Raw genomic sequence first — 14,487 nt, 5'->3', positions numbered from 1 at the left:
GTTTTAAAATTTAAACTACGGGCTAGCCATAAGATCCCTTAGCACCGTAACAACTAAATTATGGTCGTCTTTTTGTGGCAATCCCGAGACGGTGACGACTCCAACTAAGCCGTTGCCTTTAATTCGAATAGGGAACGCTCCTCCATGTGCGCAGTATTGGGTGGCATCGATATGCTGTTGGCTTTCAAATTCTCTTTGTTTTAAAATGTTATATTGACCAAGGTAGTATGAACTATGACCGAAACGGATGACTGATTGACGCTTCCGTTTTACCCAATCTTGATTATCTGAGCTTGTTCCCGACATAGCATAACTAAACAACACACGCTCAAATGCATAAACTTCAATCGTTACTGAGGCTGAAAGGCTTTCCGCCGTCCGTTTCAGCGAAACGCCTAACTCCCATGCAACATTATGATTAAACTGATTAAATTGTAACTCATGCTCTTGTAGTAATAGTTCTGATAACACTTCATTACTCATCGCTTATCACTTCTTTATAGCTATTGTTTTACGTTGGCGGCTACTTTCCATCGCTAGCTCTATCAGCTTGATATTCCATAATGCTTCTTCTGCTTTCACTGGCGGAACGGTATTATTATTAATCGCTTGTGCGACTTCTTGGAAGTATTGTTGATAGCAGCCAGACTCGGTTGCAATTGTTTCAATTTTATCCGCACTATAGAAATGACCATATTGCTCGGTCGTTTCGTCGCTCCACTTCGGCTCATTCGGCAAAATGCCTGCAATCAAACGTTCTTCTTGTGGATCAAATCCGCACTTTTTGTAGCTGCCATTCGTACCTTTTAACGTAAAGCGCTCGTTCGGACCTGCACTAAACGAATCACCATGTAAAATCGTTAATTGATTTGGGTAATGCAGAACAACGTTGAAGTAATCAACGTTCGTAGAGCCTTCACGCATCATTTCGCATTGAGCTGTAATGGCATCAGGAACACCAAATAACGCCAATGCTTGGTCGATAAGGTGAGACCCCAAATCAAATAAAACCCCTCCACCATTGGTTGTTTGTTCACGCCAGCGTTGACGTACTTCAGGTCGGAAGCGATCGAAGTGAGACTCAAAATGTTTCAACTCACCAAAGCGCTTGTCTTCAATCATCTTTTTAACCGTTAAGAAATCACCATCCCAACGTCGATTATGATACACACTCAATACTCGGTTTTTCTCTGCTGCTAGTGTGATTAACGCTTCTCCATCAGCAATGTTCGTCACAAATGGTTTTTCTATGATCACGTGCTTGCCGTTTTCAAGTGCTTGTTTAGCCAGCTCAAAATGCACATCGTTAGGCGCAGTGATAATGACAAGTTCAGCATCAGAATCTACCAGTAAATCACTTGCTGATTCATAGTGCTTCACATTCGGCCAATCATTACTTACAGCGTTACCACTACGAGTACTCACCGCTGTAAATTCAAATTCAGGTAAAGTGCTGATGAAGGGTATATGGAATGTTTTCGCTGAAAAGCCATAGCCAATAACAGCGGTTTTGATTGAAGAAAAGGCCATAATACTCACTCTCTGTTGTTGAATAAAAGTTCAGTGGCTGTCCTATATTTAGCAAGGAGAGTCATGGCGATGCAGTCACCTACAATCACTTACAAAATCGCACTGGCATTCAAATCACACGCACAATATCGCACAAACACTTACGAAAATGCAATTAATTTTTATATTTAAAGACTTTTCAATGCCGATTAGTAAGTTTTTATTTAATGCAAGTAAGCTAAAGTACGCGAAGTGAAGTGTTTGGATGCAAATATTAAGTTATACTACTTAACTCAATTTTGAACGGGTAAGGTGGCTATGACTCAAGATGAGCGATTGATAGCGTTAGAAAGTCATATAAAAAAGCATGGGAAAATCACGATAGATGAGATCTGTCATACCTATGGGATCTCTTATGACTCAGCTAGAAGAGATGTTGTTAAGCTATCTTCTCACTCCGGTATTCTACGAATTCGAGGGGGGGCAATTTTAGATGAAAAAAAGATCAGTCTGTCGTTTGATCAGAAGCCTAAATTGAACCCTATCAAACAAGAGCTTGCTGCATTTGGAGCCTCCCTTGTAAAAGAATACGACATTATTTTTGTTGACGCTGGCACCACTGGTGCTTCCCTGGCTCATTATCTTAATGTTCCCTCTAGCGTAATTACAAATTCCCTAGAGTGTTTAAATCAGCTCAGTGATAAACCAAATATAAGAAAATGTGTGCTTGGGGGGACATTCGATGATTTCTCACACGCGATTTTGGGCGATATGACAATCGAACAAATAAAAAAATTTCAAGCGAATAAAGCATTCATCGGCGTTAGCGCTTTATCTGAGTCAGGGATCACTACCGACCTAGAAACTGATGCTAACTTAAAGCTAGCGATGGCCCAGCAATCGACACAAGTGATCTGTATTGTAGAGGCGGCTGAGTTTAATACTCAATTGATGTTCCAATCTTGCTCTTGGTCCGACATCGACTTTATTGTCACAAATCAGCATCCGCCAGAAAATATTGTTAAACAAATGGAATTACATGGCGTTGAATTGATTGTAATAAGTGGAAAATTTTAAACGTACCCATAAATTTCAGTCACGCTAACTTACTTTGGGGAAGAGCCTTCTTTGCTGATCTGCGGGGGTAACTACAAGCCGCAGAAACGAAAAAAGCGTTAGCAAACTCTACTCTGCTAACGCCTTAAATAAATAGAACATCATGTTATGCATGATGAACATGCTTAAATTTAATGATTACGCTTGGTTGGACTCTTAATCAATGTCGCAATCAGTACAACTTTGTAGGGCGATTTCATGTTCGAAGACTGCTGTATCGTTACCATCTGCCAGTAGCTCTGTTATTTCATCCGCTACTTCTTGCTCATCTTCCGCTTCAACTTGATTCGCTAGTTCTTCTTCCGAGTAACCGTAGAAATTCAACAATAAGTAATCACGCGCTTCGTCTTTAGTACATGATACGTTCACCGAAAGATCTGGCTTAACGTTGCCTTGCGCGATAATCGCAGCCACTTGAGCTTGAACATCATCTTTCATCGCAGCCGTTAACCAACCAAGATCAGTGCTTACTTTGGTTTTTTTACAGTTAAAACAAGGCAGTTGATGAAAGTAATATTGAAAATCAGTCATAGGTAATTTCTTCTTTGAGTGTTGTATTGCACGATTATGCGCATTTTCTAGCAAAATACTATCTCAATAGGCATTGAAGGCTGGATTACTGTAGATTATTTGACTAATTGAATGCACAAGAAATAGGATACAAAGGCACGTAACAATAATGTTCAGCTATACGCTGTCAACTAAACGAATACACCTTGATTAGTAAGAGTTATCCAAATGTCTAATGTAGTTCAGTTTTCTATGTTCAGTGGTAGTAAGAAGACCAACACTACCCCAGCTAACAAATCACTTAGCCCTAAAGCTTTAAGGGAACAGGCAGCATTAAAGCAAGATAACCACTGTTACTTCTGTGGTCAGCGTAAAGAACCGAAAGAGCTTAACTGGCTTGATAAAACAGGTTTTAAGGCAAAGGCTCATGTTATCTGCGGTACTTGCAGTTCTGCTGCTAAGTCACGTTCAATGGATGAACTACGGATAATCCTTGCGCTGAAGGATATGGATTTCAGAACGGTTAAGATTCAGCAGTACCTTGAGTTAAGAGAAAAAGGTGTTCAGATAGATGGTGTACGTGAATACAAATTCTACTTTGAAACTGTTGAGTGATTGGGCTAGTTGTTTAATGCCAAACAACAAAACCAAGAGAGTGGCTCTTGGTTTTGCTTTCCTTAACATGAGTACTTTCAATTACTACTAAGAAGATAGTTCTCTTCGAACAATTTCGGCACCTGCGCTTAGGGCATTGAGCTTGGCTGTAGACACTTCGCGAGACAAAGGAGCCATACCACAGTTGGTGCAAGGGTAAAGCTTGTCGGCATCAACATACTTCAGTGCTTCTCGCAGTGTATTGGCGACCTCTTCTGGCGTTTCAATTGTGTTGGTTGCGACATCAATCGCACCTACCATCACTTTCTTGCCTCGAATAAGCTCAAGTAACTCGATAGGCACACGAGAGTTGTGACACTCTAGCGAGATAATATCGATATTCGATTTCTGCAGTTTAGGGAACACTTCTTCGTACTGTCGCCACTCAGAGCCCAACGTCTTTTTCCAATCGGTATTGGCTTTGATACCGTAGCCATAGCAAATATGAACAACCGTCTCGCACTTCAGCCCTTCGATTGCTCTTTCTAAACAAGCAATCCCCCACTCGTTAACCTCATCAAAAAACACATTAAAGGCAGGCTCATCAAATTGGATGATATCGACACCCGCCGCTTCTAATTCTTTAGCTTCTTGATTGAGGATCTTGGCGAATTCCCAAGCGAGCTTTTCGCGACTTTTATAATGGTTATCATAAAGCGTGTCGATCATCGTCATCGGGCCTGGTAAAGCCCACTTAATAGGCTGCTTGGTTTGCTGACGTAGAAACTTGGCATCTTCGACAAATACTGGCTTTTGACGGCTCACCGGACCAACAACCGTCGGGACGCTCGCCTCATAGCGATCACGAATCTTAACCGTTTTACGATTATCAAAATCAACGCCGCTAAGGTGCTCAATAAACGTAGTCACAAAGTGTTGCCGCGTTTGCTCTCCGTCGCTGACAATATCAACCCCTGCGTGTTGCTGTTCTTGCAAAGACAAACGTAAAGCATCCTGCTTGCCATCAATGAGTTCCTCACCCTGCAATTTCCAAGGTGACCAAAGTGTCTCAGGTTGAGCTAGCCAAGATGGCTTAGGTAAGCTGCCAGCTGTTGAAGTCGGTAATAGTGTTTTCATAGTCAATGCTGCCCGTGATTCAAGGTATGGGTCCTAAATATGGACTCTAGATATGGGTTCTCGTTATCGATTAAGCGTAATTTGCAGACAATTGCTCAAGAATCGTTTGATATGGCTTGATGAAATGCTCCTCGGCAAACTTCCCTTGCTCAATCGCTAACTGACTGCGTTCTTCACGGTCATACACAATTTGAGTTAATGAATGATCCAAGTTCTTCAAATTTGGTTGGTAACACTTACCTGCAACAGCATTGGCATTATAGATTTCAGGTCGATAGATTTTTTGAAAGGTCTCCATCGTGCTAATGGTGCTTATGAGCTCTAGATTAGAATAATCATTCAGCAAATCACCAAAGAAATAAAAAGCCAAAGGTGCAACACTATTCGGCGGCATAAAATAGCGAACCTGCAATCCCATCTTTTTGAAATATTGTTCGGTCAAAGAAGATTCATTTGGCTGATACTCAAAGCCTAAAACGGGATGTTGATTGTCAGTGCGATGATAAACCTTATTATCTGATACGCTCAGACATATCACTGGTTGCTTTTTGAAATGCTGTTTATATGAGTCTGATTTAACGAAATACTTAAAGAGCTTTCCATGCAAATCGCCAAAGTTATTCGGAATACTGAATTGGGGTTGGTTTTTGTTATGATCCAGCAAGAGAACGCTAAAATCGTAGTCTCGTACGTAAGAGGAAAAGTTATTCCCTACGATGCCCTCAATGCGTTCATTGGTCTTGTGGTCAACAATGTTATTTTTCAGTACTTCAATCGACGGGAAGGCTTCACCACAGCCTTGTATACCTATATCAACAGAAATAATTTCAAGCTCGACAGAGTAACGGTCACCTTTAGGGTTATCCCAATGTGCCAAGGCATTAAAACGATTATCAATCATTTTTAGTGCATTACGCAGATTCTCTTGGCGGCTATTGCCTCGAGCCAAATTAGCGAAGTTAGTCGTAGTACGTGTATTGTCTGATGGTTGATAATTTTCATCAAAACAAATGCTCTTAATTGCAAATGTGAAATCGTTATTCATAGTAATTTGGTATCCTATTTCCTTAGAAAAAACTGAACTTATTTCTTGCTTTTAATGGGGGTTATTCTGTTTTTATTTTCCCAATCGTTAATTTTCACAGTCTTTTGCTATTTACGATGAATAGTCTGATTTTAAACGACTGTAATTTGCCTAACGCTAAGAGCAGTCTTTTTTATACTTGGTTCGCTAGTTGAATAAAATTGCTTTTGTTTCACATAGAACATGAGAGAAATTCATGATGTGGAATAACTGAGCGTGTTTTTCTCTTGAGAAGCTAGCGCACGCTTTTGATAAACTAGAAAGCTATAAATAAAATGAGGAGGTCACTATGTTAATGCGTGTTCTAGTTGCAGGTTTATTAACGTTTTTATTTCCAGTTATCGCCGGTAGCTTGGTGACTATAGATGCATCAGACAATCCATCGTATCAAGCCATAATTGAACCTGTATGGTTTGGCAACGGCCAAGAGCAAAGAAGTACTTTCGTAATTAACATGGAAGATTCTGCATCTTTCAAATTAGGAAGTAATAGCGCAGAAACTAGCACAATCTTAGTCAAGCGTTCTGAAATACCCGGCAAAGATTTCATTGTATTTATTGATTCTTCCGTAACCTTTGAAAACGACTTGAGCATGGGTTTTAACCATTCAGCCCAGAAATTATCGTCACGGCTACCTTTATCTGATGGTGAGAGAATATTGGTTGGTGGCAACCGAGTGATTACCGAACAAAACGGTATCACCAGTGAAGTCATCACTGAGGTGTGGTTTACCTTAAATCAGCAATAATAGTTTGTATTCTTGTCCGCTATGACTTTAATACAATAGTGATAGCACCTGCTGTTCTTGGTGTAATACAAAAACGCCGACTCATTAAGTCGGCGTTTAGTTAATTGGCTTGCCTTGACAGCAACCTAAATTACTTCTTCTTTGGACGGAACGGCTTCATAACCGCTTCGTCACACTCAAAATATGGACCTTCCATCAGATCGATACAGTAAGGGATCGCAGGGAAAACAGCATCCAGACATTCACGGATTGATTTTGGCTTGCCCGGCAAATTAACAATCAAGCTATCGCCACGAAGGCCAGCTGTTTGACGTGATAGAATAGCCGTTGGTACAAACTTTAATGACTCTGCGCGCATTAGTTCACCAAAGCCCGGCATCATACGGTCACATACCGCTTCAGTAGCTTCTGGTGTTACGTCACGCTTTGCTGGGCCAGTACCGCCAGTAGTGACAATCAGGCTACAATCTTGCTCGTCAGCCATTTTGATTAATGTCGCTTCGATGACATCCTGCTCATCAGGAATAACTTCGTAAACCGGCTCCCACTCTGATGTTAGGTAATCATTTAGGGTATCGATAATTGCCTGCCCTGAAATATCTTCATAAACACCGGCGCTGGCGCGATCGCTAACGGTAACAATACCGATTTTTGCTTTAGTCATTTGTTATTCCTCAGGCTAAGCCTTGCTTTTGTTCCATCTAACCAGCAATTTATTCTAGTTAGTCATAAATTATTTTAGATGCAAGTTTAAGAAATTATCTCGCAATGATAAACACCTTAAAATAAAAAAGCTCTGGTAATTACCAGAGCTTTTAAATACTTGCATCAATTTAATTTAGCAAAGGAAAGATTGCGTAAGTTAAGCAACGCTTTCTTCAAGCTGCTGTTCTGTTAGCTGACGGTACGCAACAAGATCAGAGATCAGTCCCAGCTTCAAGCCGTGCTCTTGCGCATACACCTCAAGCTCTGGACGTCGTGCCATGGTGCCATCTTCGTTCATAATCTCAACAATGACACTTGCTGGCTCAAAACCCGCAATGCGTGCTAAATCACAGCCAGCTTCAGTATGCCCTTCACGAACCAAGACACCACCATCGCGTGCTTTTAGTGGGAAAATATGACCGGGACGTGTTAAGTCTAAAGGCTTCGCATCTTTACGAACGGCAGTGAGTACAGTATGAGCACGGTCATGAGCAGAAATACCGGTTGTTACACCTTCTGCTGCTTCAATAGTAATCGTGAAACCTGTGCCTTGTGGGTCAGTACTGTTCTCAACCATCATTGGCAAATCTAGCTGTTTACAACGATCTGCAGTCAGAGTTAAGCAAATCAGCCCACAGCCCTTACGTGCCATAAAGTTAATGTGCTCAGGCGTCACGCACTCAGCCGCCATAACAAGATCACCCTCGTTTTCTCGACCTTCGTCATCCATTAAGATCACCATTTTTCCTAATCGAATATCTTCAATGATGTCTTCGATGTTACTGATCGCCATGTTACGTCCTCTGAACCGTGTGGTAATTTGTAGCTTCAAATAATTTAATTCAAACAAGGGTTACTGTTGCCAAACGGATGTACCAACCCTTGCTCATAACACCCCATGTATAAACCAAATTGACCGTGATCTTCTTCATTAATATAACGGCTAAGTATTTGGCCTATCGCAGGGTACGTCAAAGCCTGCCATGGTACTTCGTCTTTAGTCACAAAGGCAACCTCTTCGGTCTCATCGCCAAAAGGTTGCTGAAAACCAACGAATCGTGCGCGGAAGATAATATAGACCTGATTCATTTGCGGTACGCTGAAGATGGAATAAGGGCCAAGCACTTCAACGGTTGCGCCAGTTTCTTCGAGTACTTCCCGTACGGCAGCTTGTTCAACGGTTTCGCCGTTTTCCATAAACCCAGCCGGAATACTCCATTTACCGCTCATCGGCTCTATCGCGCGTTTGCCCAACAGGAACTTACCTTCATGTTCGATAATGCAACCTGCAATAACCGTTGGGTTTTGATACACGACATGACCACATTGCTGGCACACTGGTCTTTGATGTGTATCACCAGAAGGTACCTGCATCAGTACCTTATCGCCCCCACACTGTGAGCAAAAGTTAATTTTTTTATGCAGCATACCTTCCTCCTTGATGTTATGTCGGTATCAATCGCCGTTACAGTTAATGATGCTTAAGCTGGCTGTGTTTCACTGTCGTACTCATCAATCACTTCTTTGGCGGTACGGAAAGCATCAATCGCGGCTGGCACACCACAATAAATCGCAGTTTGCAGAAGCACTTCGCGGATTTCTTCTTTGGTACAACCATTATTTAGCGCACCACGAACATGCAGCTTAAGCTCATGTGGACGATTAAGTGCCGTGATCATCGCTAGGTTAATCATACTACGGGTTTTCAGTGGCAACGTGTCACGTCCCCATACTTCACCCCAGCAATATTTAGTGACTAACTCCTGCATTGGCATTGTAAAGTCGGTCGCATTGTTAATAGAAGCATCAACATAATCAGCGCCTAATACCTGACGGCGAATGGCTAAGCCTTCCTCAAACTTATCGCTCATTTTCACTTCCTTATTGATTTGATCATTCTTTTTAGAGGCATTATTGAGTGGGGGCCTAAAGGCCACCCATCATGACGTATTTCGTTTCCAAGTAGTCATCAATGCCCTGACGAGCACCTTCACGACCAAGACCAGACTCTTTTACACCACCAAATGGTGCAACTTCGGTCGAGATTAATCCTTCGTTAATCCCAACCATGCCAGATTCAAGCTCTTCACTTACTCGCCATGCACGCTGTAATGAACGAGTGTAGGCATAAGCAGCTAGCCCTGAATCTGTATCATTCGCGCGGGCAATGACTTCTTCATCTGAAGTAAAACGGAATAAAGCCGCTAATGGGCCGAACGTTTCCTCATTGGCCACCAGCATATCATCGCTGACGTCTGTCAGAATCTGTGGTGGGAAGAAGTTAGTACCTTGCGGCTGCTCATCGCCGAAGATACGCTTTGCACCTTTGGCAATCGCATCGTCAACATGGCTTTGTACCTTGGCCACCGCAGCGCTATTAATCAATGGGCCTATTGTCGCGCCTGCCTCAAAACCATCTGCAACTTTTAACTCGGCGACCCGGGCAACCAGCTTTTGTGCGAACTGATCATAAACTGCATCATGCACATACAAACGGTTAGCACAGACACAAGTTTGTCCGGCATTACGGAATTTGGCGATCATCACGCCTTCAACCGCCGCATCAAGATCCGCATCATCGAAGATAATAAACGGCGCATTACCACCTAGCTCAAGAGACATTTTCTTCACTGAAGATGCCGATTGCTCCATCAGCAATTTACCAATAGCGGTTGAGCCGGTGAATGAAATTTTCTTCACGGTTTTACTACCCGTTAACACACCACCAATTTCAACAGCCTTCCCAGTTATCACACTGAAGAGTCCAGCAGGTAGCCCCGCCCTCTCTGCAAGTTCTGCTAAAGCAAGTGCCGTTAGTGGGGTTTCTGGTGCTGGTTTTAATACCACCGCACAGCCTGCGGCAAAGGCTGGACCACATTTTCGGGTGATCATCGCTGCAGGGAAGTTCCACGGGGTAATCGCGCCAACAACACCAATGGGTTCCTTGCTGACAACAAGGCGAGAGTTAGGCTTATGGCTTGGAATTACTTCACCATAAGTACGCTTGGCTTCTTCTGCAAACCATTCAATAAAGTTTGCCGCGTAAGTAATTTCACCTTTCGCTTCAGCGAGCGGCTTCCCTTGTTCAGCCGTCAAAATAGCAGCCAAGTCATCCGCATTTTCAATTAGCAGCTGGTACCAATTACGTAAAGTTACTGAGCGCTCTTTGGCTGTGGTTTTCTTCCACGCTTTCTGCGCTTGCTCTGCCGCTTCGATTGCTGACAGCGTTTCTTCACGGCCTAGTTCTGGTACGTAAGCAATAATCTCGCCTGTTGATGGGTTCAATACCGGTACAGTGGCATCGTTTGTGGCTTTTACCCATTGTCCAGCGATATAACATGACTGCTTTAGTAAACTCGAATCAATTAGCTTCATGGTGAATTATTCCTTCTAGCATCTTTATTTAGTTTTGTGCCAAGCGACTTATTCTCACCATATTGGTACCACAGACGATAAGCCAGCTACTTAATCTATTAACCCAGTTCAGGCAGACTGCCCATTTTACTGCGACAATAAAGCAGTGGATGCTGCTCCTCAGTATTCGCTAGTTCAGCATTCACAACCTGACCGACCAAAATAGCATGATCACCACCGGGATAGTCGTTCCATAGATCACATTCCAGCACAGCCAAAGCACCTTCTATGACTGGTAGGCCATGCTCACTCTTACGAATATTCAAACCTTCTGATTTATCAATTCCCTTTTTAGCGAATTGGTAAGCCACGGCTTGCTGATCATCAGCCAAAATATGAATGGCAAATTTCTTAGTATCACGAATCACTGGGTATGAGTCAGAGGTATAACTTGGGCACACCAAAACCAAAGCTGGATCCATCGATAATGCGCTAAACGCACTTGCGGTGAAGCCGACAATATCGCCAAGATCGTTATAAGCGGTGATCACAGTAACGCCTGTTGGAAACTGACCCATGATATTTTTGTATAAATCAGGTGATACAGCTTGTTGTTCTATTTGTTGTGTTGTCATTGTGAATCCCTTCTTAACGCATGGTAAATGGGTCAGCCATTGGCTCCGATGAAGTATTAATCCAGACAGTTTTCAACTGCGTGAATTCATTAATCGCATCACTGCCACATTCTCGACCATAGCCACTTTGACCATAACCACCAATTGGCGCCGAAGCGGAAATCGCTCGGTAGGTGTTAACCCATACGATGCCAGAGCGAATACCTTTAATCATGCGGTGTGCTTTAGCTAGGTTCTCTGTCCAAATCCCTGCAGCAAGACCATATTTACTGTCATTTGCTAATGCTAATGCTTCCGCTTCATCTGCAAATGGAATAACCGTCGCGACAGGACCAAAGATTTCTTCTTGAACCACGGTGGCATTATGATTGGTACACTCTAAGATCGTCGGCGTGTAATACCATCCCGGCGTAATATCAGGGCGCTTACCGCCAGTGCGCAGCTTGGCACCTTCGGTGAGGGCAATATCGACAAAACGTTCAACTGTTTCAAGCTGAGCCTGTGTCGCCATTGGGCCCATTTCAGTTTCAGTTTGTGATGGATCGCCAATCACAATTTGCTCAGCACGTGCTGTCAACTTGGCAACAAACTCATCATAAATGTCTTGCTGTACCAACAAACGAGAACCCGACACACAGCTTTGGCCTGCCGCGGCAAAAATACCCGCTACCGCACCATTCACTGCGCTATCAATATTGGCATCATTAAAGATAATGTTTGGGGATTTACCACCAAGCTCTAACGATAACTTAGCGTAGTTTTCAGCCGAATTTCGAATAACATGCTTCGAGCTTTCACTACCACCAGTAAACGCGATTTTACGAACTAATGGATGACGAGTCAGTGCTGAACCACATGGTAATCCGTAACCTGTTATAACGTTTACAGCACCAGCAGGGAATCCCGCTTCAAGTACCAGTCGGCCAAGCTCAAGTAGAGTGGCAGACGCATGCTCAGAGGGCTTTAACACAACGGTGTTACCCGCAGCTAGCGCTGGCGCAATTTTTATAGCGGTTAAGTAAAGTGGTGAGTTCCAAGGGATAATGCCAGCAATAACGCCTAGAGGTTCACGCACGGTATAACCAAACATGTCGGATTTATCGAGCGCCAGCGTTTCACCCTCAACTTTATCGGCCAAGCCAGCAAAGTAGTAGAAAAACTCGGGTAAATAACTCACTTGCCCCAGGGTTTCACGAATTAACTTGCCGTTATCACGGCTTTCTAACTGCGCTAACTGCTCTTTGTTCTCAGCAATCAAATCACCAAGACGACGGAGTAATTTACCGCGCTGAGCAGGGGTGGTGGATGCCCACTCTGACGATAAAAACGTAGCATGTGCCGATTGTACTGCCTGTTCAACATCTTGCTCATCAGCATAAGGGAATGTCGCCCATGGCTGCTCATTAGCAGGGTTAAGACTTTCGAATGTTTTACCGCTACGTGCTGAAACCCACTCTCCGTGGATCAGCATTTGAAATTGTTCAAGCGCCATTGACGACCTCCTGTAGTGTCACTTGCTCTTGTTGACTGTGCTGCTGACCCTCAAGGAAAGCGATTAGCATGTCATTCACTAACTGTGGTGATTCAACAGGCATCATGTGACGCTGTTGATCAAGCACAACCACCTCGGCATTGGGTAAATACCGTGCCAATCCATAGGCCATTTCAGGGGTTGAACCCACATCGAACTCACCTGTTGCGATCAACACCGGTAAATGCAATGTGTTTAGTTGCGAGATACCATAATTATCATTTTCACCAAATAGCTGATAGGTCTGTAAATAACCATTTTTGCTATTCGTGACAATGCGCGCTTTAAATGCATCAATTTGCGCAGGGCTTGCACCTCGGTACTCCTTGCTGAACCAACGCTCAATGGCCGCTTCAACATTGGCACCAGGGCCTAATTTTTTCACTTCTTTACAACGAGAAAGTACATTCTGACGCTGTTCATCAGTACGGTTAAACACGCTGTTTAAAATCACCAAACGAGCAATACGGTGCGAATACTTCAAAGCAAACGCACGAGCAACCAAACCACCCATAGAAAAACCAACAACGGTAATTGGCTTATCGAGCTTCAACGCTGTGATCAAGCGTTCTAATTGGTCGGCATACGCTTCAATAGAGACGTTAGTTTCCGGCTCTGGGCTATCGCCGTGTCCGAGCATGTCATAACCAACAACATGGTAATTTTGCATGAGGCCAGCCACTTGGCCGCCCCACATGGATTTGTCCAAACCTACCCCATGAATGAAGATGACGGTTTCGCCATCTCCACATGAAAAGTAGCTGGTTCCATCAACTAATTTCATGCTTTCCATATCGCTTCCTTACTGCTGCTGTTGAGCAGCTTTCTCTTGGGCGATTTCTTCAAGATCGATATAACGGTTACCGATACGAGGGTGAACGCGCCCACCGTCAGATGCCCCAAGTACCACGACGATTTCATTCGCCGCTGGCGCATCTTCAATTTTCATTTCTAGCGTAACGTAATGTGAGCGCAGGCCTTCGTCATCTTTATGCATCATAGGTACTTGAATTGAAGTACCACCAGCACCACGCTTATTAGTGAAGCTTAAGTAGCTTTTAGCCTCTACCGCTTCACGATAGTGGTTACCAAAACGTAATGTATGAATAACTGCTGACGCATGCTCAATCTCACCTTCCATGCCCACAACAGCCGCTTTACCGTAAGCCTCAATATTTTCCGCACCACCCATAACACCAATAAGCTTGTCGACGATAAGAGCACCAAGCTCTGAGCAATGCTCTGTAATTTCAGGGCGTAGGTTTTCAACGAATCCTTTACCGTGCCAAGGGTTTTCAATCACAACAGCTACTGCTGCCATAGTGACAGGCTTATCACCAGCTTTACCGCCTTCAATGCGCGTTTCTTCAATGTAGGTACAGATCTTACGGATATTAAAAGCCATTGCGTTTTCCTTCTTTCATGTATGWTTTGTAGCGATAGAAACAGTACCATCGCTCAACCTGTATTATGGTATACCAAACTTTCCATATAAAAATAAAGCGTTTTAATCCAAAGATTAAGGGGAAACTTTAATAAAACCCGATAAAACTCAATAAAAATC

Annotated in this window: 16 protein-coding genes and 1 pseudogene; 3 read left to right on the top strand and 14 right to left on the bottom strand. The window is 43.3% G+C overall.

Annotated elements, in window-relative coordinates:
* Positions 1-15 precede the first annotated feature (15 nt).
* On the bottom strand, positions 16-483 hold the full coding sequence (locus tag L4D09_RS24595) for a heme-degrading domain-containing protein (protein WP_428460183.1): 468 nt from the start codon (positions 481-483) through the stop codon (positions 16-18).
* Between the two features lie 6 nt (positions 484-489).
* Positions 490-1,530: an oxidoreductase gene (locus tag L4D09_RS24590; protein WP_428460182.1), complete on the bottom strand. Its 1,041-nt coding sequence runs from the start codon at positions 1,528-1,530 to the stop codon at positions 490-492.
* A 297-nt stretch (positions 1,531-1,827) separates the two neighbouring features.
* On the opposite strand from L4D09_RS24590, the gene L4D09_RS24585 reads away from it, so the two are divergent.
* A complete protein-coding gene (locus L4D09_RS24585) occupies positions 1,828-2,586 on the top strand; it encodes a DeoR/GlpR family DNA-binding transcription regulator (RefSeq protein WP_428460181.1) in 759 nt (252 codons plus the stop codon).
* A 195-nt stretch (positions 2,587-2,781) separates the two neighbouring features.
* Here L4D09_RS24585 and L4D09_RS24580 read toward each other — a convergent pair whose 3' ends face one another.
* Entirely contained in the window at positions 2,782-3,156 is a 375-nt protein-coding gene (locus tag L4D09_RS24580) for a hypothetical protein (protein WP_428460180.1), read from the bottom strand.
* 207 nt (positions 3,157-3,363) lie between these two features.
* Between L4D09_RS24580 and L4D09_RS24575 the strand changes: the two genes are divergently transcribed.
* Positions 3,364-3,750: a hypothetical protein gene (locus tag L4D09_RS24575; protein ID WP_428460179.1), complete on the top strand. Its 387-nt coding sequence runs from the start codon at positions 3,364-3,366 to the stop codon at positions 3,748-3,750.
* Between the two features lie 87 nt (positions 3,751-3,837).
* Here L4D09_RS24575 and L4D09_RS24570 read toward each other — a convergent pair whose 3' ends face one another.
* Entirely contained in the window at positions 3,838-4,866 is a 1,029-nt protein-coding gene (locus L4D09_RS24570; RefSeq protein ID WP_428460178.1) for a methionine synthase, read from the bottom strand.
* 70 nt (positions 4,867-4,936) lie between these two features.
* Complete coding sequence (locus L4D09_RS24565; RefSeq protein ID WP_428460177.1) at positions 4,937-5,911, bottom strand: DUF1852 domain-containing protein; 975 nt, start codon at positions 5,909-5,911, stop codon at positions 4,937-4,939.
* Between the two features lie 328 nt (positions 5,912-6,239).
* Here L4D09_RS24565 and L4D09_RS24560 point away from each other — a divergent pair, with 328 nt between their 5' ends.
* Positions 6,240-6,698, top strand: coding sequence for a hypothetical protein (locus tag L4D09_RS24560; RefSeq protein ID WP_428460176.1), 459 nt, complete (start codon positions 6,240-6,242; stop codon positions 6,696-6,698).
* A gap of 130 nt (positions 6,699-6,828) precedes the next feature.
* On the opposite strand, the gene mog is transcribed toward L4D09_RS24560, so the two are convergent.
* From mog to L4D09_RS24515, 9 genes and pseudogenes are all read right to left on the bottom strand, one after another.
* Positions 6,829-7,362, bottom strand: a complete 534-nt coding sequence (mog, locus tag L4D09_RS24555; RefSeq protein ID WP_428460175.1) for a molybdopterin adenylyltransferase — start codon at positions 7,360-7,362, stop codon at positions 6,829-6,831.
* Positions 7,363-7,575: 213 nt separating this feature from the next.
* Positions 7,576-8,196: pseudogene (ribB, locus tag L4D09_RS24550) on the bottom strand (3,4-dihydroxy-2-butanone-4-phosphate synthase); the annotation flags it as partial.
* A 44-nt stretch (positions 8,197-8,240) separates the two neighbouring features.
* A complete protein-coding gene (locus L4D09_RS24545; protein WP_428460174.1) occupies positions 8,241-8,831 on the bottom strand; it encodes an NUDIX hydrolase in 591 nt (196 codons plus the stop codon).
* Between the two features lie 53 nt (positions 8,832-8,884).
* On the bottom strand, positions 8,885-9,274 hold the full coding sequence (locus tag L4D09_RS24540; protein WP_428460173.1) for a carboxymuconolactone decarboxylase family protein: 390 nt from the start codon (positions 9,272-9,274) through the stop codon (positions 8,885-8,887).
* A 55-nt stretch (positions 9,275-9,329) separates the two neighbouring features.
* A complete protein-coding gene (locus L4D09_RS24535; RefSeq protein ID WP_428460172.1) occupies positions 9,330-10,778 on the bottom strand; it encodes an NAD-dependent succinate-semialdehyde dehydrogenase in 1,449 nt (482 codons plus the stop codon).
* A 98-nt stretch (positions 10,779-10,876) separates the two neighbouring features.
* A complete protein-coding gene (locus L4D09_RS24530; RefSeq protein WP_428460171.1) occupies positions 10,877-11,392 on the bottom strand; it encodes a flavin reductase family protein in 516 nt (171 codons plus the stop codon).
* A 13-nt stretch (positions 11,393-11,405) separates the two neighbouring features.
* Complete coding sequence (locus L4D09_RS24525) at positions 11,406-12,884, bottom strand: aldehyde dehydrogenase (protein WP_428460170.1); 1,479 nt, start codon at positions 12,882-12,884, stop codon at positions 11,406-11,408.
* Complete coding sequence (locus L4D09_RS24520; RefSeq protein WP_428460169.1) at positions 12,874-13,716, bottom strand: alpha/beta fold hydrolase; 843 nt, start codon at positions 13,714-13,716, stop codon at positions 12,874-12,876. The genes L4D09_RS24525 and L4D09_RS24520 overlap by 11 nt, the downstream gene beginning before the upstream one ends.
* A 9-nt stretch (positions 13,717-13,725) precedes the next feature.
* Complete coding sequence (locus L4D09_RS24515; RefSeq protein ID WP_428460168.1) at positions 13,726-14,328, bottom strand: amino acid synthesis family protein; 603 nt, start codon at positions 14,326-14,328, stop codon at positions 13,726-13,728.
* Between the last annotated feature and the right edge of the window lie 159 nt (positions 14,329-14,487).

The organism is Photobacterium makurazakiensis, assembly GCF_050336715.1.
Taxonomy (GTDB): domain Bacteria; phylum Pseudomonadota; class Gammaproteobacteria; order Enterobacterales; family Vibrionaceae; genus Photobacterium; species Photobacterium makurazakiensis.
Note: the sequence above shows the minus strand (reverse complement) of the source record. Positions and strands in the feature narration are given on the sequence as shown.